The organism is Xanthobacter autotrophicus (genome assembly GCF_030015065.1).
Lineage (GTDB): Bacteria > Pseudomonadota > Alphaproteobacteria > Rhizobiales > Xanthobacteraceae > Xanthobacter > Xanthobacter autotrophicus_D.
Genome location: NZ_JAIVFN010000051.1, coordinates 1 through 22489, shown reverse-complemented (window position 1 = coordinate 22489; position 22489 = coordinate 1). Strand labels below are relative to the sequence as shown.

The window sequence follows — 22489 nt, the reverse complement described above, 5'->3', positions numbered from 1 at the left end:
GCACATGCGCCCATGGGGTCCGATGTTCGCCTCACGCACGGCTTGCATCAGTCGGCGCGCGCGAAGAGCTCCCGGTCTCGAGCGCGAATGGGATCCGTCCAGTCGTGCTCGAACCAGGCCCGTTCCCCCTGTCCGGGCGGCCGCTTCAGCTCCAGGGGATCGGCGCTGCCGCGCCTCTCTTCGGCCGCGACCCGGAACATGTAATGGTCGTAGATCCGCAACGCCTCGATCATGTAGCTGGTCGCCACCGTCCGGTCGCGGACGAGCACGAGATTCTCACCATTCTCATCATCGGCGGGTTCGGAGAAATTGTAGGAGCCGAGATAGACGCGGGCGGTCGGCTTGTCGAAGTCGAGCACCACAAACTTGTGGTGCATCCTCGTCCCACGCTGCTTTCCATCAAGGCCGGAGAGTCCTGACGGCTCGCTCAGAAACGGCGGTGGCACGTTGCCGGTGAGCGCCGCGGCGCGCACGACCTTTCGACGATTGTCCGGGGTGAGCACGGTCAGCCCGAGATTGCCCGCCTTAACGCTGGCGTCGGCAATGCCCATCACATGGACCGCCGGACGCTCCAGGGCTCGTCCTAGGGCCGGACCAATCGCGCCTTTGGTGGTCTGGCCGAGGAAGGCGAGGGAGAAGAGGACGCTCGATTCTGCCTGGTCAATATCGGCGCCGATCTCGTCGAGCAGGCCGTTCGCGTCGGTATGGGGCGAGAACGCGACCTTCGCGTCCACGTCCGGCAATCCGAGGTCGATCCATCCCGCCGAGCTCGCCGAAAAACGGAAATCGTCGGCACCCTTCGCGTTGAAATAGGTCTCGAACGTCGTGAAGTAATCTTCGATCGCGCGCGAGCTATGAACGGCGAGAGTGTTATTCGATTGCACGTAGAGGCCGCGCCAGGAGAGATTGGTCGAGCCGTAGAGAACGGTCTCGATGCCGCCGCCGCGCACCGCGATCGATTTCTGGTGCTGCAGATTGCCCATGTGCTGGCGCTTCACGTTGGCGGCACCGGCGGACGCCATCAAGCGTTCAGCGGCTTTCGTCTCCGGCGAGTTCGGACGCCCGTGGCCTTTGGTCCGAGCGCTATTGTCGATGATGATCTTCAGGTTGGCGCCGAGCGCTTCCAGTCGTTCGACCACTTCCGGAAGGTTGAGGTCATAGGCGATGACGCGGACCTCCGCGCCCACCTCTCGCGCCCGATCTAGGAGCGTGAGGGTTTCAGAGCGCGCCTCAAAACCCATCCAGGCGAGCGCACGCTCGGCATCCGCGTGGGTCGGGACAAAGTCCAATCCCCCATCGCCGTCGGGCGGCACCAACGTCGTCACCGGCCCACCGTCAGAGAAGTTGCGCACGAAGGCTTGCGAGGAGACGAAGCCGCGCGTGAAGGCGACGTTGAGCTTGCCGGGAATGGTCTGGCGCATCAGCTCCAGTTCCGCTTCCTGCGCCTCTCCGGGCCTCAGGACGCCGGCGGCGTCCATGAACATCGGCGTGATGCGATAGAGGAAAGGCCCCTCGAGCGCCGCATCGAAGGGAAAATGGACCCATCGGAATTTCTGGATCGGAGCCTCGGTCGTGCGAATCCCGTTGTCCGGAACCGGTTGACCTGGAAACCCGATGCGGTTGTGCGCCGTCTTGAAGAACTGCGTGCCGGGCTCGCGATACTGGATGGCGAAGCCTACGAAATCGGCGGGCGGCCGGCCGCCCTTCCAGTCCATTCCGAGTAGGACCATGCCGTCGCCACGGTGGATGGTGAGCGAAAAGGGCGCGGCGGCATTGCCGCCAGTCACACGAAACCCAGTCGCCACGGGTGCCTCCACTGAATTCCCCTCCTGATTGTGTCACCGTTTCATGACACTCGAAAAATGGATTCGTCGCTGGACTGAGGAAAGCGAGAGCAAAAGCGCACCAACACACAAGAGGACGGCTTGCGTGTCCCGCACCGTGGCCGCCTTGGCGGCGATGGCTCGTCCGTGGCCCCAGCCTCCCAGACCTCGCTCGCCAACATGCGCCCGACGTCCGCAAGCTGCCGACGATATTTCCGGCAGCTCGCTGGCGAACCCGAAATCCTCGCGCAACCGCCCGGGGATCGGCTCCCCTGCTATAGGTGGGGTCGGCGGTCCGCTCATATATTGATGTACGTCACTGCTCATATTTGACATCTATATATGATCATTCTTGCTTGTTTTCCTCACATATATGTGCTATGTCCATGCGATCTTGGACATAATTTTATGAACACGAAACAGGCTGCACTCGCGCGCAAACAACTGGAACGTCGGCTTGCGCCATTGCGCGAGCTCAGCCTCGCCGTCCCGCCGCGCGGGTGGATGAAAGCCATTCGCGAAGCGCTCGGGATGAGCAGCCGGCAGCTTGCCGCTCGCATGGGCGCTGCTCCCTCCCGCATTCCGGCTATCGAGAAGGCGGAGGTTTCGGGCGCCACGACGATCAGGACCCTTCGAGAGGCGGCAGCCGCGATGAACTGCACGTTCGTCTACGCCTTCGTGCCGATCAAGCCGCTCGACGACATTGTCCGTGAACGCGCGGCCGAGAAGGCGGGACGCGCAATGACCCGCCTCGACCATACCATGCAGCTCGAGAACCAGGCCTTGCTCAGGCCTGATCTTGAGGATGAGCGGCAACGTCTCACGGAGAGCCTTCTCGCCGACGCGCCACGACGCCTGTGGGAGGACGACTGATCTCCATGCCGGCAGACGATCCGCTGTTCCAGGATGACGACGAGGCCAATACTCCGCTGACAGCCGAGGAGCGGGAACAGCTCATCCCCTCCTACATCACCATGCGGCATGAGCTGAACGAAGCCGAGCAGGTCAATATCGGCGAGGGCTGGCGCTGGGCGATGTCGCGAAGGAGGAACGTCCTCGACCAGGGCCTCCTGGACGAGCTGCACCGTCGAATGTTCGGTGACGTATGGCGCTGGGCGGGACAATACCGCACGACGGGGAGGAACATCGGCGTTGACGCCTACCGGATCGCCATGGAGGTACGGCTGGCCGTCGACGATGCCCGCTATTGGGTGGAGCACGGCACCTATCCGCCCGACGAAATCGCCATCCGCTTCAGCCATCGTCTGGTGGCCATCCACCCCTATCCGAACGGCAATGGGCGCTTCTCACGCCTGGTCGGCGATTTACTCGCCCGGCAACTCGGGCAGCAGCCGTTCACCTGGGGCCGCGCCAACCTGGTCGATGCTGGCGAGACCCGGGCGCGCTATGTCGCGGCCCTCCGGGCGGCCGACAATTACGACCTCACCCCGTTGCTGGCATTCTCGCGTTCCTAGGTGTTTCGTCCCGGCTTTGATGGAGCAGTCCTCCCGCAGAGTTGGAGGAATGCACTATGGACCAGGGTCACCACAGCGCGCCACGACGACAGCCGCGGTCTGGCAAGAGATCCCTCGCCCCAGGGAGCGGGAGGAAACACGGAATTGTTTGGATATCAGCTGGCCGCGGCCTTACGGCGTGACGGCGCCTTCTTGGTCGGCGGAGGGGGCTCTACGACCTTCTTGCGCGCCTGCCCCAGGCCCATGTTCCTGGCAAGCGCCGAGCGCGCCGCCGCGTAGGCAGGTGCGACCATGGGATAGTCACGCGGGAGGCCCCATTTCTCGCGATAGGCCTCCGGCGTGAGGTCGTAGACCGTCCGCAGGTGGCGCTTCAGCGATTTGAACTTCTTGCCATCCTCGAGGCAGATGATGAAGTCGTCCGTCACCGAGCGCTTGACCGCGACGGCGGGGTTCAACTTCTCCACGACGACAGGTTCCGGAACCCCTAATTTTTCGAGAGCCGAATACACACTTCGGATCAGAGCAGGCAGATCCGCCGCCAGCACGGTGTTGTTACCGACGAAGGCCGCCACGATATCTGCGACGAGTTCAAGATTGGTGTCGTCTTTCCGCTCGACGGGGGGTTCGGTCACGGCACACCTCGCTGGAGTAACAGCGTCGTTTCAAGCGCATTTCCCGCGAGCCGGCAAGCTTCGCCACGAGTTTGGATCAGGGAAGCTCGCAGCAACTCCGACGGTGCGCGTCCAGCGCCACTGCGGACGCAGTAACAATATGGGCGACACCGAGCCCGGTGTGCCGTAAGAACGCCAGTGGAGCAGATACGCACTGCTCTGGGGCGTGGAAACCCCGAATGGTTCGGCTTGGCATCGCCGGAAGATGCCGTCTCCTTGACCTATGGTCGGGGAGCCTGCGGCGTATGCAACAGGCTCTCCCGAGCTAAAGGCCGTGGGGACCGTAACCATTCGGTTTTCCAACTCCCCGATCACCAGGGGTCAATGAGCTCGACTGCGGGGGCGCACCGCGATTCGACCTCAGCGGAAATCGATCAGTGTTGCACACGCATTCGACCCGATCGTCGCGTTTTGGAGCGTCAGCTGCTTGGCTCGTGCGAGCAGGCGGGTGAGGTCCAACCTACGCTCGCCCTCAGAGCAAGCGGAAGCAGCGCGCGAGCCATTCGCCGCGCTGATGGACACCTGGGTTGGCAATGCAATCATGGTGTTGCTGGTACGCCAAATCATCCTCCAGCCGTTGCCGGGAGAGACAGCAACATCGCGATTGAAGCAGATCGGAATGATGACCCTCATCTTCGCCCTGCACGGAAGCGAAAACCCTATCACTCTCTCCACGCTCGTGAGCATGAGTGGCCTCACACGTGGGGGCGTATCAGAAACGATTGACCAGCTTGTTCGCCGTGAGCTGCTTTTCGAAACCATGGGGCACAATGTCATCGGCCGCGGCAGGGCACGGTTGTTCGTCATCTCGCCGGGCGTTCTGAGGAAGGCCTACTCGATCACCGACGGCGAGCTCTGAGGAGGCCGACCGCGTCAGGCTTGCGCCGCCGTGGTGATTGTCACTTCGCGCCAAGGCCCACATTGCGGCGTGCATCGACTCGGCAAGAGAAGCGGCAATCGAAGCGACTGCCTTGATCAGTGAGCAACGGGGCGACAACATCCATGCCGATCCGGCTGGTTCATCCATGGTCGCAGCAACCACGCGCAAACTGCGCGTCGAGGCCGGTGAAGGCCTGGGCAAGCGAACAGGACGTAGCGCGGAATGACCACAAAGAAGCACATCGAGGCGTGGCGTCGGGCCTTCGAGACCGAGGAGAATGCGGTCGTTCCCACGCTCAGCGCCTTCGCGTGGAACTATGCGGCCTTCACGACGGTGGTGCGTGTCGTCGACCACGCACCAGTCGATGCAGAAGGCGAAAAGCAACTCAACGGCATGGTGCTGGAGCTCCTGCGATCCACCTTCTGGGGCAGCGCTGTCCTCGCAATTCGACGCATGGTCGACAGAGGACCGCTCATTGGACCCAAAGGCGTGAACTCCCTCGCCGCCATCGTCAACGATGCCCGCGCGCGTCGCGGCAAGATCACGCGCCGCGTTTTCATTGAGGAGATCGCGGGCCTCGAATACGATTTCGAGGCAATAGACCAGCGGCACTGGGAGCATGTCTCATCCGAACCGCCGGACAAGGCGCTCTGGGTGCCCGCCGACCTAAATCCGGAGCCCAGTCGTAACCGACATCGGGAGTTCGATTTCCTCAGCGGCGTCGCCGCAGACAGCCGCTCGCCAGCTGACCTCATTCAGCTCTGGGTCTTCGATCGACTCGACGCGCGGCTCGCCCGGCTCGAAAGCGTCGCGGATCACGCGACGATCCACTTTGCGCACCCGGCGACCGCCGAGAGCCAAACCGGCCGTGGGCTTGAAACGTGGGGTTTGAACGATGCCAACGACGCGATGAAGCTCCTAGCGGAAACCGCCGAACTGGTCGGCCGCTGGTTCCTGTATTCTGGGATCGGAGATGTGTTGCCGCATCCCCAGTACGACCAGTTCGCACACCTGGACAAACCGCTGGTCGCGCCTGCCGTGATCCCTCAGCTGCACGCCGAATGGGAGAAATTCTCCCAAGAAGCAGCACAGTGGCCCTTCATCCGAAATGAATGCCTGTGAAAGCGCAAGGACCCCTGACCTGAACATCCTCGCCAACTGCGCCTGATCCTAGCTTGCCAGTTCAGGGTTTCGGATTTGGGTCCATGCCGTTTCGGCCGACGGCTGCGACTGGGTGTAGCTTTCTCTTGGAGCCCACGACGGCATTTCCACGAACCGGAAAAAGGAACTCAGATCGGAACGTCCTCCGAGCCCGATCGAGGGCGTCCATTGGGCCGCTAGCATGATGACGCACGCTGTGACAGCGGCGAAAGCATGATCCAGTCGGGCACTGGAGAAATCGCCTTCTCTGTCGTGTTTGACGCGATTGTAGGCGTCGTACCAGGTCAGCGATCGGGTCGGGCTTTCCTGGGTCCATCCCGAAAAGGGCTGGATCGGCGATAGCCATGGAAAGTTCGGGAAGGCGACGGAGTATTCATTGAGCTGCATCACCGGCAGCAGCCGGACATAGTCGTTCGTGCTGTATCGATCCCGCTGCCGACCATTGGCGACGAGAACCCCGCGCCAATGCGCTTCGACCTCCATTGCGGCGAGTATGAGCAAATTTCGGATCTCGTGCCCGTATGTCCCAAACGTCTCGGACTCCGGATGCACGGTCTGGCAAATTGCTTCGAGGCGTCGCATCAGTGTTGTCGCCTGCCCGACGCCAAGTGCGACGGCCTTTGCCTCGTCCAGCGCTCCCGGACTTTTCGGATGGGCTAAACTGCCGTTCAACGGCCGCGCTATGCGCGGGTAGTAATGCTCTGGGGGAAGCGCCAACTCGTGAAACGGGCCGCTCTCGGGTCCATCCGAGTGAATCCAGCCCGTGTCGTCTCGAAGTGCGGCCCAGATCGTGTCACGGTCTCCCCGACGATAGAAGGTGCCCGGACCGCTTTCCGGATTGGACACGCCGAGCTTCACGGCCTCGTCCGCGTCAATCCTCCAGACTTGGTTACTATGTCCCTCACCAACGACCCGAAGATAGAACACCATCTAGCCCTCGCGCTTGCAAACCAACTGGCCGTCAAAAGCCTGCGTTGATCTCTGCGCCGTCAGGTGATCGCAGCAACGAGTCGGTATGGAGGAAGCCGGGTCTGCCCCGCATCCGTCTCTGGTAACATCCACTCGCTTCTTTCGGCTGGCCCCGCGCCCGCAGGATAGGTGCGTACATTCATGAGCGTTATTTTGCGCGCGCAAAAGTGGAATTTTGAGAGCACCTCCGGCGCATTTCTTGAGCAAGACGCCCTTCTTCCGTTCGCCCATCGCGACAGACCATTGGGCTGCGCCACATCGACGGGACAAACGATCGCTGTGTGGCCGGCAGCTGTGCCAGCCAAGTCTCCCTGAATCACTGCCCTGGCGCACTTTCCACTGAAGGATGTCGAGCACCTAAACCGCGCGGTTCAGAACCGCGGCTTGGCCAAATCTGCATAGCGACCGCCGTAACGGCATGCACAATCTCAAAGCGGAGCTGAGATTGAGAACGTCGGCAGGACAGTGGAAGCGACGCGGGCGGCTGGGTATTCTCGTATCTGCTTCGTAATACTTGCAGCCGGTCGTCCCATGACCTTGGCTGGGCCATATAGCCCAGCCTGAAATCTGTTCTCAGGCAGCAGTCGTGGGATGATGCAGCAAGGCCCGAGCAGCCTCTGCAATCAGAGGGGGAATGAAATGTACGACTATGTCATCGTCGGTGCCGGCGCGGCAGGGTGCGTGTTGGCCAACCGGCTCAGCGCCGACCCAACCGTAAGCGTCTGCGTGCTCGAGGCTGGTCCAAAGGACAGCTTTGAGTTCATCCACACGCCCGGCGCCTTCGGGTATTTCATGTTCTCGAAGAAGTATGACTGGTCGTACGATGCCAAGCCCGACCCGGCCCTGCGCCGGGGCGAACCGCTGTTCTGCCCGCGCGGCAAGACGCTCGGCGGTTCCACGTCAATCAATGGCATGGTCTATACCCGTGGCCATCGCTCGGACTACGACCGCTGGGCCGATCTCGGCAATGAAGGCTGGAACTACGACGACTGCCTGCCGTATTTCCGCAAGGCCGAGCACAACGTGCGCGGCGCGGACAAGTACCACGGCGGTGAGGGGCCGCTGGCAGTGTCGGACAGCGAGATGAACTTCACCATCTCGAAGGTCTTCGTCGAGGCGGCGCGTCAAGCCGGCATGCCGATGAGCGACGACTTCAACGGGGAGCACTACGAAGGCTTCGGTCCCTACCAGTTCACCATCGCCAATGGACGGCGCTGCAGCACCGCGGTGGCGTACCTGCATCCGGCGATGAACCGGCACAACCTGACGGTGATGACAGGGGTGGACGTCCTGCGGATCAATTTCGACGGCCAGCGCGCGATCGGTGTCACCGCCGTCCACAAAGGTCGCCGCTTCGCGATAGAGGCAAAGCGTGAGGTGATCGTCTCGGCGGGTGCCTTCAACACGCCGCAGCTCCTGATGCTGTCGGGCATCGGCGATCCTGACGAGTTGCGCGCGCAGGGTATCGGTGTGGTGAAAGAATTGCCCGGCGTCGGCAAGAACCTGCAGGAGCACGCCGACGCCGCGGTCTTGACCACCAGCCATTTCCACGGCGGGGTTCAACTGTCGCTGCTTGGGGTGCTGCAGATGGTCGGCGAGGGCGTCGAATACTACGGCGCCCATCTCGGCAAGCTCAGATCCTCAGTGACCGAGGCTGGCGGCTTCCTCAAGACCGACCCCTCGCTCGATGTGCCGGACGTACAGATCCACACAATTCCCCTGCTATTCGACGACTCGGGCCGTGATCTGCATCTGATGGAAACCGACGGCTACTCCTGCCACGTCTGCTGCTTGCGACCGAAGAGCCGCGGTACGGTGGGGCTCGCCAGTGCCAACCCGACCGACGCGCCGGTCATCGACTTCAACTTCTTCAGTCATCCGGGAGACATCGAGACCTTGGTCGCTGGCGTGCGGCTGGTGCGAAAGATCCTCGCAGCGCCCGCCTTCGACAAGTACCGCAAGGAGGAGATCCATCCCGGCCCCGATAAGCAGTCCGACGCCGAGATCGCCCAGGCGATCAAGGACAAGCTCGGGCTGGTTTACCACCCGGTAGGCACCTGCAAGATGGGCTCCGATGACATGGCGGTGGTTGACCGGACCCTGCGGGTGCATGGGATGGAGGGGCTTCGCGTGATCGACGCCTCGATCATGCCGACGCTCACTGGCTCCAACACCACTGCCCCGACGATCATGATCGCGGAAAAGGCGGCTGAGATGATCCGAACCGGCGAGGCCGCCTGAGGCACCAGTCGTCGATAACGTCCAGCAAAAGAAGCCAGGGAATACGATGATTGAGCCGGCCGCGACGATTCTGGCGGGTGTTCCGATCTCTCTTATCCTCTGGCCAACTTTCCGACGGATTGGGTCGACGCTACGGAGATAAGCGTCGACCTATGCGGCCTGCATTCCGCGCCACGTGGTCTCGGGCGGATCGATCCCATGCGTGCCACATAATTGCGGCGCGCCACGCTCACATATCGATTGCGGCATGAGCCATATCGGCCCGCTAGGTCGGTCGCGAGACCGCCCAGAGGCACCGAGGCCCGTGCAAGTGTTCCTCGCGCCTGCATGAAAGGAGGAGCTCATGGAGTTCGACCCTGTCATCCTGTCACGGATCCAGTTCGGCTTCGTGATCAGCTTCCACATCATTTTCCCGGCCTTCACCATCGGGCTGGCGGCGTGGCTGGCGACCATCGAAGGCATGCGGCTCTTCACTGGCAACCCGATTTACCGGCGCATCTTCGATTTCTGGCTGAAAGTCTTCGCCGTCTCCTTCGGCATGGGTGTGGTCACCGGAATCGTGATGGCATTCCAGTTCGGCACCAACTGGGGCGTTCTGGCCGAAAGGACCGGATCGATCCAGGGACCGCTGCTCGGCTACGAGGCCTTCACCGCTTTCATGCTCGAGGCGAGCTTCTTCGGGGTGATGCTGCTCGGCCGCGACCGCGTCTCGCCAGGGTTCTATCTCTTTGCCTGCTGCATGGTCTCGTTCGGCACCATGCTCTCGTCGTTCTGGATCCTCGCCAACAACTCGTGGATGCAGGTTCCGCTCGGCCACGAGATCGTCGATGGCAAGATAATCCCGGCTGACTGGCGCGAGATCGTGCTCGGGCCGGTGATGATGGTGCGCTGGCCGCACATGCTTCTCGCGGCTTTCCTGACGACAGCGATGTGCATCTCCGCCACCGGCGCCTGGTATATGCTGCGTCGGGTCCACTATGCGGAGGCGCAGGTGATGCTGCACTGGGGCCTCGGGCTCGCCGCCGTTCTGATCCCGGTGCAATTGTTCTTCGGCCACCTGACGGGTCTCTATGTTCTGAAGCACCAGCCGGCGAAGTTCGCCGCCATCGAGGCGCGCTGGCAGACCGAGCAGCCCGCCGCCGAGGTCCTGCTCGCCTGGCCTGACGCCGCCCGGCAGGACAACCGCTTCGCCCTGGAGATCCCCAAGCTCGGCAGCTTCATCGCCTCGGGCAACTGGTCGGCGAAGGAGATCGGCCTTGAGGCCTTCCCGGCCGAGGACCGCCCGCCGGTGCTGATCCCGTTCTTCGGTTTCCGCGTCATGGTCGGCATGGGGCTGATCATGCTGGCCGTCTCCTGGCTCGGCAACCTGCTACGCCACTTCGGCCGTCTGGAGTCCACCCGTTGGTTCCTCTGGGGCACGTTCCTGTCGTTCCCCGCCGGCTTCGTCGCAATCCTCGCCGGATGGTACACCGCCGAGGTCGGGCGCCAGCCTTGGGTGGTCTACGGACTCCTGCGCACCGCCGACGCAGTGACGCCTTCGCTCACCACCAGCGACGTCATGATCTCTCTCCTCGCCTATGCTCTCGTCTACGCGGCCTTCGTGAGCTTCGGCATCTGGTACATCTATAAGCTCCTGCGCGAGGGCCCCGCCGGGCCAGCGCTGGCGATCCCGGGCGCTACCGCCAGCCGACCGCTGGCCTATGCCGATGACGCGGCGAGCGCCACCGGCGCGGCTGAGAGAGGGTGAGCGCGATGGAGCCGAGCACCCTCGCACTGTTCTGGGCCGGAGGCATCGCCGTCTCGATCCTGGTCTATGTGCTGCTCGACGGCTTCGACCTCGGGGTCGGCATCCTTTTCGGTACCACCCGAGACGAGGCGAAGCGGGCGCGGATGATGGCGAGCATCGCGCCATTCTGGGACGGCAACGAAACCTGGCTGGTGGTGATTGGCGCCAGCCTGTTTGCCGCCTTTCCGGCCGTCTACGTGGTGTTCCTCGGTGCCTTCTATCTGCCGGTCCTCGTCATGCTGCTCGGGCTGATCCTGCGCGGCGTGGCTTTTGAGTTCCGATATCGCGCCGAGCGCAGCCGTGGCCTCTGGGACCGCGGCTTCTTCGTGGGCTCGCTCCTTGCCACCTTCGTCCAGGGCGCGGCGATCGGGGCAATGATGCGTGGCATCCCCGTCGAAAACGGGCAGTTCGCCGGCACCAGCCTCGACTGGCTGCACCCGTTCCCGGTGCTGACCGGTGTCGGCCTGGTGCTTGGCTACGCGCTGCTCGGCGCCAGCTGGCTGGTGCTCAAGACCGACGGCACACTGCGTGACTGGGCCTATGCCCGCATTCCGTACCTTCTCGCCGGCGTGGTGATCGTGCTCGGCCTCGCATTCGCGACCGCTGTGACGGTCGACCTGACGGGTGACCTACAGCGTGGAGGCCATCAGATTGCCGGCTGGGCCCTGATCTTTCCGTTGGTGGCCGCGGCCGCGCTTCTGGGTGTGGGGGTCGCGGCGCGCGCGCGCCTGGACCGGCTACCCTTTGCGCTGACGGCGGTGTCCTTCATTGCCGCGTTCGCGACACTCGCGACGATGATGTGGCCCTACATGATCCCTTATGCCCTCACAATCGCCGACGCTGCTGCTCCCGAAGCGTCGCTGCGCTTCTTCTTCTACGCGGGCATCGTCGTCCTGCCGGTCATCGCTGCCTACACGATCGGCGTTTATTGGGTGTTTCGCGGCAAGGTGGGAAGGGGCTGAGGCGCGACGGTGCGCGCTTCGACGGTCACCGATCCGACCTTGCAGTCCCGGAAGTTGGTTTGATCGGCGGCGACATAGCACCCGTTGAACGGAAATGGCCCTGCAGTTCTACGCCGTCGCGAGGTGGCACGCTCATAGGATCACCGTCCGCCGGAACACCATTGACGGGCAGTGACCCGCGCGCCTGCCCTCTTCCGCCAAGGCCGGAGAAGGGCTGGGCATTGCGCAGGATGAACTAGTTGGCTTCGTCGCGGAACCGACCGGGTCGCCGATATAGGAATTCTAAGAGTTCAGGGCCCGCATATCCGCCAGAGGATTGTTCGCCTGGGCACGGAACCGCAGGTGCGCAAACCGGAACCTTGGGGCCATCGGTCGAACCAAGCGGCGCGAAAGAGGTCTCTTCACTATGAACATTGCCTATCTGGATGCCGTTACTCACGGTTTGGGCGTCGCTATCAGCCCTCTCGTTCTAATCGTCTTGGTCGTGATACTCCTCTCGCCGCGGGCAAGGCCGAACGGCGCCGCCTTTCTCGCGGGATGGCTGACCGGATTGGTGATGCTGGGAGGCATTGTCTTCGCTGTGGGAGGCTTCGGCAGTCTCGGCGATGATCCGCGGCTAGTGGCGCAGATCGACATCGCCTTCGGCCTCATCCTGCTCGGGCTTGCGTGCCGGAGTTGGCTCCGTCGTGATCGCTCCGGCGGCACCTCGCGCTGGCTGTCGGCCGCGGATCGATTCTCCGTGACTCAGGCCGCCGCCGCCGGCTGCTTCTTTGCGGCCATCTACCCCAAGAATCTGATCCTGGCGGCTGTGGCGGCCTCGGAACTTGCGGCCCTCGGCGGCAATCGATCCATCCTGACCTATCTTCTCTTCGTCGGCATCGGCAGCACAACGATCGCCGGGCCTGTGATGCTTTATCTTTCGATCGGTTCCCGCGTGCAGCAGGAATTGCATAGGGCCAAGAGCTGGCTCTCCGCCCAGAGCTCAACCATCATGATCCTCCTCTTGAGCTTCTTCGGCCTGAAACTCCTCATAGGGGGCGTCCTGAAGGCAATGGCGGCGGGTTTCTGATAGCTAAACGCACTGCGTGGCCTGCTGCTAAGGGCCGTATCCCAATCGCGTCGTGATCGAGATCTACGCCGGTGGACGCCCGATCTGCGATCCGTGGTCCCGCATAGCGAGGACGAAGGCGATGGAGCTGAGAGAGGCGATTTACGGACGCCGCGCCACGCGCGCCTTCACGGCGGAACCCGTGGCGACGGCGGTGCTGGAACGGCTGGTCGATGCGGCGATCCAGGCGCCGAGCGCCGTCAACGAGCAGCCCTGGGACTTCATCGTCATCCGCGATGCGGCGCTGCTCGACCGGATGTCGGCCGCGACCAGAGCGCATATGCTCGAGGCGGTGGAGAGCAGCCCCTTGCCACACCATCTCCGCACGAATCTGGAGGCGCCGGATTTCCACGCCTTTCATCATGCGCCGGCACTGATCGTGATTTCCGTCAGGGCCGGCGGCTGGGCTGCCGAGCACGGTGCGCTGGCGGCGGAAAACCTGATGCTGGCGGCTCACGCGGAGGGTCTCGGCTCTTGCTGGATCGGCTTCGCGCAGCGCTGGCTGGAGACGGCGGAAGGCCGCAAGGCCATCGATGTGCCGGAGGATTTCGTGCCGGTGGCGCCGGTGATCGTCGGCCATCCCGTCTGGCCGCCGCCGCCGGTGCCGCGCAATCCCGTCCGTCTGCGCTGGATCGGCTGACACGGAAATCGCCTATTCCACGATTGTGATCCTTGTCGCCGGCCCGCCGGGGCGGAAAGCGGAGAGCCAGCCCATGCGCCTGAAGGACAAGATCGCGATCGTCACTGGCGCCGGAACCGGCATCGGCGAAGCCATCGGCCACAAATTCGCCAGCGAGGGGGCAAGCCTCGTCCTTGCCGGGCTGCCGGGCGATCCGGTGGAGGATGTCGTGGCGGCGATCATCGCCGAGGGCGGTGCGGCGGCGAGCTTTCTCGGCGACCTCGCCGAGGCGGACGCGGCCAGCACCTGCGTTGACCTCGCCATCGAGACCTATGGCCGGCTCGACATCCTCGTCAGCAACGCCGGCGTCTTCATCGCCAATGCCGAGACCGACGCCTACCGGATCGAGGATTTCGACCGCACCCTGCGCGCCAATGTCTGGACGGCGTTCCTGACAACAAAATTCGCTCTGCCGCATCTACGGAAGACGCGCGGTAACATCGTCTTCACCGGCTCCGAGGCCGGGTTCAACGGCTCGCCCAGCTTCACGCCCTATGGCGGAAGCAAGGGGTTCCTGCATGCCTTCGCCAAGGGCGTGGCGCTGGAGCAGGCGCCTTATGGCGTGCGCGCCAATTGCGTCTGCCCGGGCGCCATCGACACCGCCTGGACGCGCGGCACCGAGAGCCCGATCCCGCTCGCCGCGCAGGAGACCATCGCCGCCGGCACTCCGCTCGGCCGGCGCGGCACGCCGGAGGAGATGGCCAACATCTTCGCCTTCCTGGCCTCCGACGAGGCGAGCTATGTGACCGGCGCGCTGTGGCTGGCCGATGGCGGGGTGACGCCGGCCAAGGGCGACATCGGCGCCCGCGTGCCTGCCGAGCTTCGCGCGCCGCCCGCCGGCACGCTGAGCCTGCACCATTCCCATGACGGCCTCCACGGCAAGACCGTGTACCGGGCGCCGCCGTCGCCAAAGGCGCGGTAGGATGCCCGCACACAGATGCAGGATTCCAGACGGCGCCCATGGTTGACGTCCCGATCGGTCTGACGACCCGCGACGCACGCAGCCGGCTCGCGCGGGACGGCGCGAACGCCGTCGTCGACGTCACGCAGCACCCGGTGCGGCGCGCCCTGATGAAGCTGTGGGCGCCGGTGCCCTGGATGCTGGAAGCCGCCATCCTGCTCCAGCTCCTGCTCGGCGCCTATGTCGAGGCGGCGGTCATCGCCCTGCTGCTGGTGTTCAACGCGGCCCTCGGCTTTTTTCAGGAGAGCCGCGCGCAGGCGACGCTGGACGCGCTGAAGTCGCGCCTCGCGCTGGTCGCCCCGGTGCGGCGGGACGGCGCGTGGACGAGCCTGCCCGCCGCCGAGCTGGTGCCGGGCGATGTGGTGAAGCTGTCGCTCGGGGCGGTGGTTGCCGCGGATGTGCGCATCATCGAGGGTGTGGTGCTGCTCGACCAGTCCATGCTCACCGGCGAGTCCGTTCCCATCGAGGCTGGCGCGGGGGCGGAGGCTTATGCCGGCGCCCTGATACGGCGCGGCGAGGCAGTCGCCGAAGTCACCGCCACCGGCGAACGCACCAAGTTCGGCCGCACCGCGGAACTCGTCCGCACCGCCAACGTGGAGAGCGCGCAGCAGAAGACCGTGCTGAACGTGGTCCGCAACCTGGTGCTGTTCAACGGCGCCGTCACGATATTCCTGACGGTCTATGCGATCATCCTGCCGATGCCGCGGCCTGAGATCCTCGCCCTCGTTCTGGTGGCGGTGCTCTCCTCGATTCCCGTGGCGCTGCCCTCCATGTTCACTTTGGCGGCGGCGGTCGGCGCGCGGGCGCTGGCGCGGCGCGGGGTACTGCCGACCCGGCTCTCGGCGGTGGACGAGGCCGCCGGCATCGACCTTCTGTGCTGCGACAAGACCGGAACGCTGACGCGCAACGAGCTGGCGGTAATGTCCGTGCAGCCGATGCCGGGGTTCGATGCCGCTTATGTGCTGGCATTGGCGGCGCTGGCGAGCTCCGATGGCGGGCAGGACCCGGTGGATGCCGCCGTCCGGGCCGCGGCGTCGCGTTCGCCGGTCACGGATGCGCCGCAGCTCGTGGCGTTCGTGCCGTTCGATCCCGAGCTGAAGCGCTCCGGGGCGACGCTGCGCGCGGCGGACGGCACAACGATCGAGGTGGTGAAGGGCGCGTTCGCCGCGATCGCCGGCCTGTCGCCGGCGCCGCCGGAAGCGTCCTCGGCGCTGGAGCCGCTGCAGGCCGGCGGCTTTCGGGTTCTTGCGGTGGCCGTGGGTCCGGCGGGCGCGCTGACGATGGCGGGCCTCATCGCCCTCAGCGATCCGCCGCGCGAGGATTCGGCGGCGCTCGTCGCCGAGTTGGCGGAACTGGGCGTGCGCGCCGTCATGGTCACGGGAGATGCCCGGATGACGGCGGAAGTGGTGGCCGCATCGGTCGGCCTCACGGGTGAGGTCTGGTCGACCTCGCCGGTCCCGGACACGTTGCAGGCCGGGCGCTATTCCATCTTCGCCGGCGTGCTGCCGGAGGATAAATACCGTCTGGTCAAGGCCTTGCAGAAGGCAGGGCATGCCGTCGGCATGTGCGGCGACGGCGCCAATGACGCGCCAGCGCTGCGGCAGGCGCAGATGGGCATCGCCGTCTCCACCGCCACCGACGTCGCCAAATCGGCGGCCGGCATCGTGCTGACCGAGCCCGGTCTCGGCGGTATCGTGGCCGCGATCCGGGAGGGGCGCACCACCTTCCAACGCATCCTGACCTACACGTTGCGCGCCGTCATCCATAAGGTGGTCCAGGTGCTGTTCCTGGCCGCCGGCCTGATGATCACCGGCCACGCCATACTGACGCCGACGCTGATGGTGCTGATGATGGTCACCGGCGACTTCCTCGCCATGTCGTCCTCCACCGACAATGTGCGGCCCTCGCCAAGCCCAAGCGTCTGGCGCATCCGCAACCTGACGATCGCCGGCATCGTCCTGGGGTTTATCGACCTGATGTTCTGCGTCGCCAGCCTCGCAGCGGGCAAGTTCGCCCTCGGCCTCGACACCGAGACCCTGCGGACCATGACGGTGGTGACGCTGGTGCTGAGCGGCCAGGCGGTGTTCTACGTGGCGCGCGAGCGGCGCCATCTGTGGAGCTCACGCCCCGGCCGGTGGCTGCTGGTCTCCTCGGCCGTCGACCTGACGATCATCTTCCTGCTGGCCCGCAACGGCGTGCTGATGGCGCCGCTGTCGCTCGCCATCATCGCTGGGCTGCTCGCCGCCGCGATCATCCTCGCCTTCGTGCTGGACGCGGTGAAGCTGCTGCTGTTCCGCCGCCTGGCGATCGCCTGATCTCGTGAGAAAATCCGGGCAGCTCATCGCCCACACCGGCGCACGCGGCTACGCCGTTGATCCCGAGCAAGCCATCCGCCACTGGCGATTATCTGCCGAGTTGACCGGTATCGATGTGCTGGCGACGATCGCGATACTACAGCGTGTTCTCACCCAGGCTGCGCCATGGCGACGAGGCGATGCTGAAGGTCCAGCACTGGCTGCAGGCGACCGGCGCCCCCGACGCGACGCTTGCCGCGATGGCGGACAAAGCGGGGCTTGAGCTGCGGACGTTCCTGCGCCGCTTTCAGAAGGCGACGGGGCTGAAGCCGACCGAATATTGCCAGCACCTGCGTGTTGGCAAGGCGCGCGAGATGCTGGAGACCACCACCCGGTCCGTTGATCAGATTGCATGGGATGTCGGCTGCGAGGATCCCGGCTCGTTTCGAAAGGTATTCGTCAAGGTGACCGGGCTCGGCCCCCGCTAGTACCGCCAGCGTTTCGGAGTCGCGGCCATTCGCGAAGGCACGTCGCTACCGGAAACGGGAAGCCTGCTGTCGGCGGACCAGTAAGGCGCCGCCGAAGCCGGGATCCCGAGAGCACCGCTTCAGCTCCGCTTGGCGCCAATCGTTCTCGTCACCTGGCGCAGCGTGCGCTCAGAACAGCGGAACCGGCAGGCTATGTCGCTGGTCTGATGAAGGCGTGGCGGAGTTCATCGAGGGCGCCGATGCTCCATGGAAATCCTCACTTCAGCGACAAAGCCAGTCCGCTCAAATCAAGGCTTACGATGAGGCCCTTTTGCTCGCCGCTGAGCTCCAGAACGGCACCGTTCTGGTTGGTCAGGACGACGACCTGCGCGCCCTTGCCTAAGGCGGCGCCGGCTCCGCCCTGGGCGTAGACCCCGGCAACGTCGGACGCTTTTCTGATATTTCTGACCTTTCCGTGGAACCACGTCTCCGAAGCGCCGAAGGTGAAGCCATAGCTTACCCCTCCGACCGCGAGCGGATATTGGCGGCCCTGGAACGTCAGCACGCCGTCTCCGCCAGAGCCGCCGACCACGAAGCCGGCCTTCACGATACGGATGCGGATCGAGCCGTCAGCGGCGCTCGCCATCGTTACGGCGCCGATGAGCGTTGCCAATGCGAGGAACCCGACCCTTAGTACCGACAAGACTTTCATCGACGAGACCTTCCAAACGAGAGCGATGTGCCATGTTGCCCATTGTTAGGCAACGCTCACTCTGGCGGTTCGTTGCACAACATTCAACCGCGAGACTGAACGCCTTTTCGTTGCACCAAGGCCAATGCGGCGTGTGCGCCTGCCAGTCCGGCGGCTCGTCGGGGCATCGGTAAGCCGGCATGCAGCGCACGCCAACCATGAGGGAGCGGACCTACCTAGCCGACGTCTGCAATCGGTCAGGTGCTGTCTCTGGCTGGTACAATGTACCGATCGCCGCGCGCGGGTCGCGGTCGGCATCCCGCCGTGCCAGCTCCCAGCGCGGCGTTGCACGCATCGCCTCCACCCGGCGCCGGATCTCCATATCCTGGGCAAAGCTCGCCGAGCCCTTCTCTGGCGGGCGCGGCAGCAATACGCGACTGTCCGGAAGCTGATCGCTGGCGAAATAGCCGACGGGTACGCCGGGCATGAGCGCGGGAACATCGCATGGATTCGCGGCGTATGCGGGGGACGCGGCGGAGCCGACGGCAAAGGCGAACCTCAGCAGGGTCGGAGCTCATCCCGATCACGCCCCGCCGGATGGTCGGCGCCGGGACGAGAATCGCGCGACATCGTTCAGTCTGGACATCGCCGCGCCTCTTTCGATCGGATGGGTCGGGGAATGGCAGGACCGCGCACAATGCATGACGCTGACCGGGGACCAGGCGCCTGAGGGCGCCTGGTCCGGTCTCGGCTCAGTCCACGCGCTTGACCGGCGGCGACCATCTGTCCTCGATCACCTCGGCCTTCGCGGAAGGTGACGGCACGGACTGACGGCGCGCCGGACGCCTGTCGTGCCGATCCGCGTGCCATCAGGCCTTCATCCCTTCCGGTGCATCGGTATCAATCCGGCGAGATCGACTACACCGTTAGTATCTCCAAGTAAGGTGACCGGCGCGTGCGAACGCCGCTCTACGAGGCTGCGAACGTCATGCTCCGCGCTACCTCAGGATATCTGAAGCTGAAGGAGTGGGCCTTGGGCATCGCCAGGCGATCCATCATTCGGAAGGCGTGCGTCGCGCTTTCCCGGCGGCTCGCCATCATCATGCATGCCATGCTCCGACACGGCACGGAGGCTTCTTCCGGAAATAGCAGGAGCGTTCAGGTCTCCTAATCGGCCACGACCTCCACCGTGGCGACGAAGCGCTCTTTCGTGCCTAGCCGCAGCCAAACCTCCCACCAGATCGCGACACCCGGAAGAGGAAAAAAGCCCTCACCGAAGCATATCGAGCACTCTTTCCGGATGCTCGCAGGCGCCGAGCATCCCGTCGTACCAGATCGCCAGCGGTGTATCGGGATCGGAGCTGAGCTCAAACGCCTTGAGCTTCTTCAATTCTGCGACGGTCCCTGGGGTTTCATGTCCCAACCATCGCATCGATTTCTGCCGCGTCTCGAGTACGCCCATCGCCGATGTGACCGTCTGGTGCATCTCATTCCATTCAATCCAGCCGGCCGTCATCGCGCTGTCCGGCGCGTAGTCGATGACGACTGCAGGGCGGCGGCGGCCATTTCGAAATCGCTCGAAAGCCATGTTGAGATGGATGTCACCGAAGCCGTACCCCATGAACAGGACTGCGTCGCAGCCGACAGCCAGCCGGTCAAGCTCGCCATAGTAGGTCCTGAAGGGGCGCCTCAGGATTTGTGTGGTCTTTCCATAGCCGGCAACGATCGACGACATTGGGAACTCGGCACCTTCGGGGCTTGAAAGCCCGCTCCGACCCCAGGCGTTCTGCTGGAACGAACCATCGAGATCTTCGTTCCAATGGATGTCATGCAGTCCCGCACCTTCGCGCATGTCGAAATGCACCGAACCGTGCAAATGCAGGAAGCACGGCCAAGTTGACCGCAGGAGGATGCGGGTCTCCTCGAACCTCCCGGTCTCGGGATCGAAGCCTGTCTCTGTCTCCGGAAAGGACCGAAAGACGATATCGTCATAGTTGAGCGTCGCCACGGCGATTTCGAACTGCTCAGACAGCGCCGCGAAAAATGCGCTGGCCGTGCGCAGCTGTTCCGGTCTGTCTGTCGTGAGCGTCCTGCAACGCTTTCGGAATTCATCGAGCAGGGCATCCACCATCGCGCCGCCAAGGTGACTCACGAGGTGGCCGTCAACCTGTGTCCGACTACCGATCGGGTTGGCGAGCTCCGGCAAGGCTCTCAGGCCGATCAGCGCACCGAGGGCCGAAGTGTAGCGCCCTGAAGGGAACGCCGTCGCAAGGCCGAAGATGGCGTAGAGCACGTCTTCGAACTGCGGGGTTTTTCCAAGGTGCGGGGGCACATGCGCCCGCCAATACTCCGCGATCTGCTGCTCGATATAGCGATAGAGATTGGAGGTTCGGTCAGCCCGGAGCGAGAACTCCGACTGCGCCGCCGTGCGCAGGAGATCGCCGACCACGGGAACCGAAGGCATCCCGAAGTCGATCGACGCGCCGGCGCCGACCACAATCAGCAGCTTGCGCTTCTTCATGGCCTATCCTCAGCGTGATGATATCGGGCAGGTGGTGCGCTCACCACTTTGAGTGCGGCGCGTTTCTCGCCACAAGCCCCGAAATACAACATCAGCCTTGCTCATCCGACACCCTATTGGGGTTCGTCTCCGTAGCGCCTCTGACATCGCCTGCTCTAGAAATCCGGCTCGTGCTTCTTCCAGCGTCGGCGCGTCACAATGAATTCGTCGGTTTCGAACTCGACGCGCCGCACCTGATGCACCGTGACGGTGTCGATGACGACACGCAGGCTGACGTCGCGCCAATCCGGGTCGTGCGGCTCCCATGGCAACGCGGCGAGTGCAGCAAAATTGGGCCACCCGGACTTAGGCTTTGTCTCGGCCGCGGGCTCTTCCGGTGCGGGCGGGACCTCCTCGACTACCTCGTAGTCGTCCTCCCAGCCCTCCTCTTCCATGTGGCCGGTTCGAGCCCTGATCTCCGTTCCCTTCGGCAAAGTTACGGCTTCGACGCGAGCGGCCTTGTGAAAAAGCACCACGTTCAGGACATCGCCCGCCGCCTGAACCGATGGGAAGATGATCCCGTCGATCGGAATCGACGACTCAGTCGCCAGGAAATCGGCGATCGCTTGCGTCGCCAGATATTCGAAATGCTCGTCGTCCGGCATGACCGGTTTAGTGATCCGCTCAGTCAGTGTCCGTAGAAACATGGCGCGTTCCATCCGGCCAGCATGATCAGGATCGAAAATGCTCCCCGTCACCGTCACCGCAGTCAACGCCGTCAGGTCGAGCAGGCGCAGCGGCTTGATGATCTCAAACCGCGCCACCGCCACTTGGCTGCCGACTGGCGGTCGCACCTCCGCAATCGCGACCTTCGGATCATTGGATCCATAGAACACCGAAATGCCGCGGGCATTCATGCGCCCAGCGGCCGCAACAGAGGCAGGCGGTGACCCGAGATGGGTGTCAGGACGGCAAAGTGCTTCCTCGAGCTTGTCCCTGGATTGAAACACCCTCGCCCGGTAGACTGCATGGAAGTCCGTGCCTGGTCCGGCGTCCAACACCGAGGGCTGGCCGCTCGACGTGCGAAGGTCATCGATTCCGTCGAAGATCGATGCGAGGTGCCGCGCCGCCGTCCGGCTGAAAAACCGCGCCTCGGTCTTCAGCGAATTCTCGAAGTTTCGCCACTCCTCCTGCCAGACACGATCGCTTGTGCCTTTCTCCTCGTAGTAGGTGTCGCCCGAAAATTCGGACTCTTCACCCATCGCGGCGGAATCGAAATCGTCGTGCTCGGCCTCAAGAAGCTGCTGTATATCCTCGGCTGCCTCCTGTGGGATTTCCGCGGCGTTCGCTATCGCGTCGGTGACAGGCTCACCGTCACGCGACCAGTCGTAGCTCGATTCACTGTCGCTCATGAGCCTGTACTGCCACGACGTAGGCTGGTCGGACGTGCGGACATAGTGCTGCTCGAACGCCACCTGCACGCGCTCGGCGACATCGCCGATGCTGTAGCACCGCCGCGTCTTGCCGCAATACGAGCACTTCACGCGCTTGCCTTCCCTGGCGATCTCTCCACTCAGATAAGCTTCGCCAACGCAGGCGTGACAAAGCTTCTTCGCCTTCAGCTCGTCGACCGCACCTTGATCCACATCGCCCTCCGGCGTCTTTCCGACGCATTCGCGCAATCCCTGCCATAGTGAGGTGGTCCCCGAAAATCGGACAGGGAGTTAAGCTTGGTTCGGCCTGACGGAAGGACGAGCCCGATGACCGGGAAGAGGAAGCGATATTCAGCTGAGTTCAAGGCGAAGGTGGCCCTGGAGGCGC

At 64.0% G+C, this 22489-nt stretch carries 17 protein-coding genes and 2 pseudogenes; 13 read left to right on the top strand and 6 right to left on the bottom strand.

Annotated elements, in window-relative coordinates; genetic code table 11:
* Window positions 1–47: 47 nt before the first annotated feature.
* A complete protein-coding gene (locus K9U40_RS11970) occupies window positions 48–1805 on the bottom strand; it encodes a phospholipase D-like domain-containing protein (protein WP_282890434.1) in 1758 nt (585 codons plus the stop codon).
* Between the two features lie 426 nt (window positions 1806–2231).
* Here K9U40_RS11970 and K9U40_RS11965 point away from each other — a divergent pair, with 426 nt between their 5' ends.
* Entirely contained in the window at window positions 2232–2696 is a 465-nt protein-coding gene (locus tag K9U40_RS11965) for a mobile mystery protein A (protein ID WP_282890427.1), read from the top strand.
* Between the two features lie 5 nt (window positions 2697–2701).
* On the top strand, window positions 2702–3298 hold the full coding sequence (locus K9U40_RS11960) for a mobile mystery protein B (RefSeq protein ID WP_282890426.1): 597 nt from the start codon (window positions 2702–2704) through the stop codon (window positions 3296–3298).
* Window positions 3299–3453: 155 nt separating this feature from the next.
* On the opposite strand, the gene K9U40_RS11955 is transcribed toward K9U40_RS11960, so the two are convergent.
* Complete coding sequence (locus tag K9U40_RS11955; RefSeq protein WP_282890425.1) at window positions 3454–3930, bottom strand: MucR family transcriptional regulator; 477 nt, start codon at window positions 3928–3930, stop codon at window positions 3454–3456.
* Window positions 3931–4417: 487 nt separating this feature from the next.
* Between K9U40_RS11955 and K9U40_RS11950 the strand changes: the two genes are divergently transcribed.
* Together K9U40_RS11950 and K9U40_RS11945 are read left to right on the top strand one after the other, a co-directional pair.
* Window positions 4418–4828, top strand: a complete 411-nt coding sequence (locus K9U40_RS11950; RefSeq protein WP_282890424.1) for a transcriptional regulator — start codon at window positions 4418–4420, stop codon at window positions 4826–4828.
* Window positions 4829–5071: 243 nt separating this feature from the next.
* Window positions 5072–5971 carry a hypothetical protein gene (locus K9U40_RS11945; RefSeq protein ID WP_282890423.1) on the top strand — a complete coding sequence of 300 codons (900 nt, stop codon included), beginning with the start codon at window positions 5072–5074 and terminating at the stop codon, window positions 5969–5971.
* A 48-nt stretch (window positions 5972–6019) separates the two neighbouring features.
* Here K9U40_RS11945 and K9U40_RS11940 read toward each other — a convergent pair whose 3' ends face one another.
* Window positions 6020–6868 carry a hypothetical protein gene (locus K9U40_RS11940; protein WP_282890422.1) on the bottom strand — a complete coding sequence of 283 codons (849 nt, stop codon included), beginning with the start codon at window positions 6866–6868 and terminating at the stop codon, window positions 6020–6022.
* Window positions 6869–7618: 750 nt separating this feature from the next.
* Between K9U40_RS11940 and K9U40_RS11935 the strand changes: the two genes are divergently transcribed.
* The 8 genes and pseudogenes from K9U40_RS11935 to K9U40_RS11900 form a co-directional block, all read left to right on the top strand.
* The gene (locus tag K9U40_RS11935) at window positions 7619–9220 is read left to right on the top strand and encodes a GMC family oxidoreductase (protein ID WP_282890421.1); all 1602 of its coding nucleotides are present in this window, start codon (window positions 7619–7621) and stop codon (window positions 9218–9220) included.
* A gap of 343 nt (window positions 9221–9563) precedes the next feature.
* Window positions 9564–10967, top strand: a complete 1404-nt coding sequence (locus tag K9U40_RS11930; RefSeq protein ID WP_282890420.1) for a cytochrome ubiquinol oxidase subunit I — start codon at window positions 9564–9566, stop codon at window positions 10965–10967.
* A 5-nt stretch (window positions 10968–10972) separates the two neighbouring features.
* On the top strand, window positions 10973–11968 hold the full coding sequence (gene cydB, locus K9U40_RS11925; protein ID WP_282890419.1) for a cytochrome d ubiquinol oxidase subunit II: 996 nt from the start codon (window positions 10973–10975) through the stop codon (window positions 11966–11968).
* Between the two features lie 406 nt (window positions 11969–12374).
* The gene (locus K9U40_RS11920) at window positions 12375–13037 is read left to right on the top strand and encodes a GAP family protein (RefSeq protein ID WP_282890418.1); all 663 of its coding nucleotides are present in this window, start codon (window positions 12375–12377) and stop codon (window positions 13035–13037) included.
* A 52-nt stretch (window positions 13038–13089) separates the two neighbouring features.
* Window positions 13090–13716, top strand: coding sequence for a nitroreductase family protein (locus K9U40_RS11915; RefSeq protein ID WP_282890417.1), 627 nt, complete (start codon window positions 13090–13092; stop codon window positions 13714–13716).
* Window positions 13717–13789: 73 nt separating this feature from the next.
* Entirely contained in the window at window positions 13790–14677 is an 888-nt protein-coding gene (locus tag K9U40_RS11910; protein WP_282890416.1) for an SDR family NAD(P)-dependent oxidoreductase, read from the top strand.
* Between the two features lie 38 nt (window positions 14678–14715).
* Window positions 14716–17031, top strand: coding sequence for an HAD-IC family P-type ATPase (locus tag K9U40_RS11905; protein WP_282890415.1), 2316 nt, complete (start codon window positions 14716–14718; stop codon window positions 17029–17031).
* A 122-nt stretch (window positions 17032–17153) separates the two neighbouring features.
* Window positions 17154–17498: pseudogene (locus K9U40_RS11900) on the top strand (helix-turn-helix domain-containing protein); the annotation flags it as partial.
* Window positions 17499–17754: 256 nt separating this feature from the next.
* Here K9U40_RS11900 and K9U40_RS11895 read toward each other — a convergent pair.
* The gene (locus K9U40_RS11895; protein ID WP_282890414.1) at window positions 17755–18189 is read right to left on the bottom strand and encodes a hypothetical protein; all 435 of its coding nucleotides are present in this window, start codon (window positions 18187–18189) and stop codon (window positions 17755–17757) included.
* A gap of 877 nt (window positions 18190–19066) precedes the next feature.
* Here K9U40_RS11895 and K9U40_RS11890 point away from each other — a divergent pair.
* Window positions 19067–19339: pseudogene (locus K9U40_RS11890) on the top strand (transposase); the annotation flags it as partial.
* 99 nt (window positions 19340–19438) lie between these two features.
* On the opposite strand, the gene K9U40_RS11885 reads toward K9U40_RS11890, so the two are convergent.
* Window positions 19439–20689, bottom strand: a complete 1251-nt coding sequence (locus K9U40_RS11885; RefSeq protein WP_282890413.1) for an SIR2 family protein — start codon at window positions 20687–20689, stop codon at window positions 19439–19441.
* 155 nt (window positions 20690–20844) lie between these two features.
* Window positions 20845–22314 carry an RES family NAD+ phosphorylase gene (locus K9U40_RS11880; RefSeq protein ID WP_282890412.1) on the bottom strand — a complete coding sequence of 490 codons (1470 nt, stop codon included), beginning with the start codon at window positions 22312–22314 and terminating at the stop codon, window positions 20845–20847.
* Window positions 22315–22489: the final 175 nt, after the last annotated feature.

Coding starts and splice junctions, on each gene's coding strand:
- K9U40_RS11965 (WP_282890427.1), top strand. CDS start 2,232: ATGAACACGAAACAGGCTGCACTCGCGCGCAAACAACTGGAACGTCGG.
- K9U40_RS11960 (WP_282890426.1), top strand. CDS start 2,702: ATGCCGGCAGACGATCCGCTGTTCCAGGATGACGACGAGGCCAATACT.
- K9U40_RS11945 (WP_282890423.1), top strand. CDS start 5,072: ATGACCACAAAGAAGCACATCGAGGCGTGGCGTCGGGCCTTCGAGACC.
- K9U40_RS11935 (WP_282890421.1), top strand. CDS start 7,619: ATGTACGACTATGTCATCGTCGGTGCCGGCGCGGCAGGGTGCGTGTTG.
- K9U40_RS11930 (WP_282890420.1), top strand. CDS start 9,564: ATGGAGTTCGACCCTGTCATCCTGTCACGGATCCAGTTCGGCTTCGTG.
- cydB (WP_282890419.1), top strand. CDS start 10,973: ATGGAGCCGAGCACCCTCGCACTGTTCTGGGCCGGAGGCATCGCCGTC.
- K9U40_RS11920 (WP_282890418.1), top strand. CDS start 12,375: ATGAACATTGCCTATCTGGATGCCGTTACTCACGGTTTGGGCGTCGCT.
- K9U40_RS11910 (WP_282890416.1), top strand. CDS start 13,790: ATGCGCCTGAAGGACAAGATCGCGATCGTCACTGGCGCCGGAACCGGC.
- K9U40_RS11905 (WP_282890415.1), top strand. CDS start 14,716: ATGGTTGACGTCCCGATCGGTCTGACGACCCGCGACGCACGCAGCCGG.
- K9U40_RS11895 (WP_282890414.1), bottom strand. CDS start 18,189: ATGAAAGTCTTGTCGGTACTAAGGGTCGGGTTCCTCGCATTGGCAACG.
- K9U40_RS11885 (WP_282890413.1), bottom strand. CDS start 20,689: ATGAAGAAGCGCAAGCTGCTGATTGTGGTCGGCGCCGGCGCGTCGATC.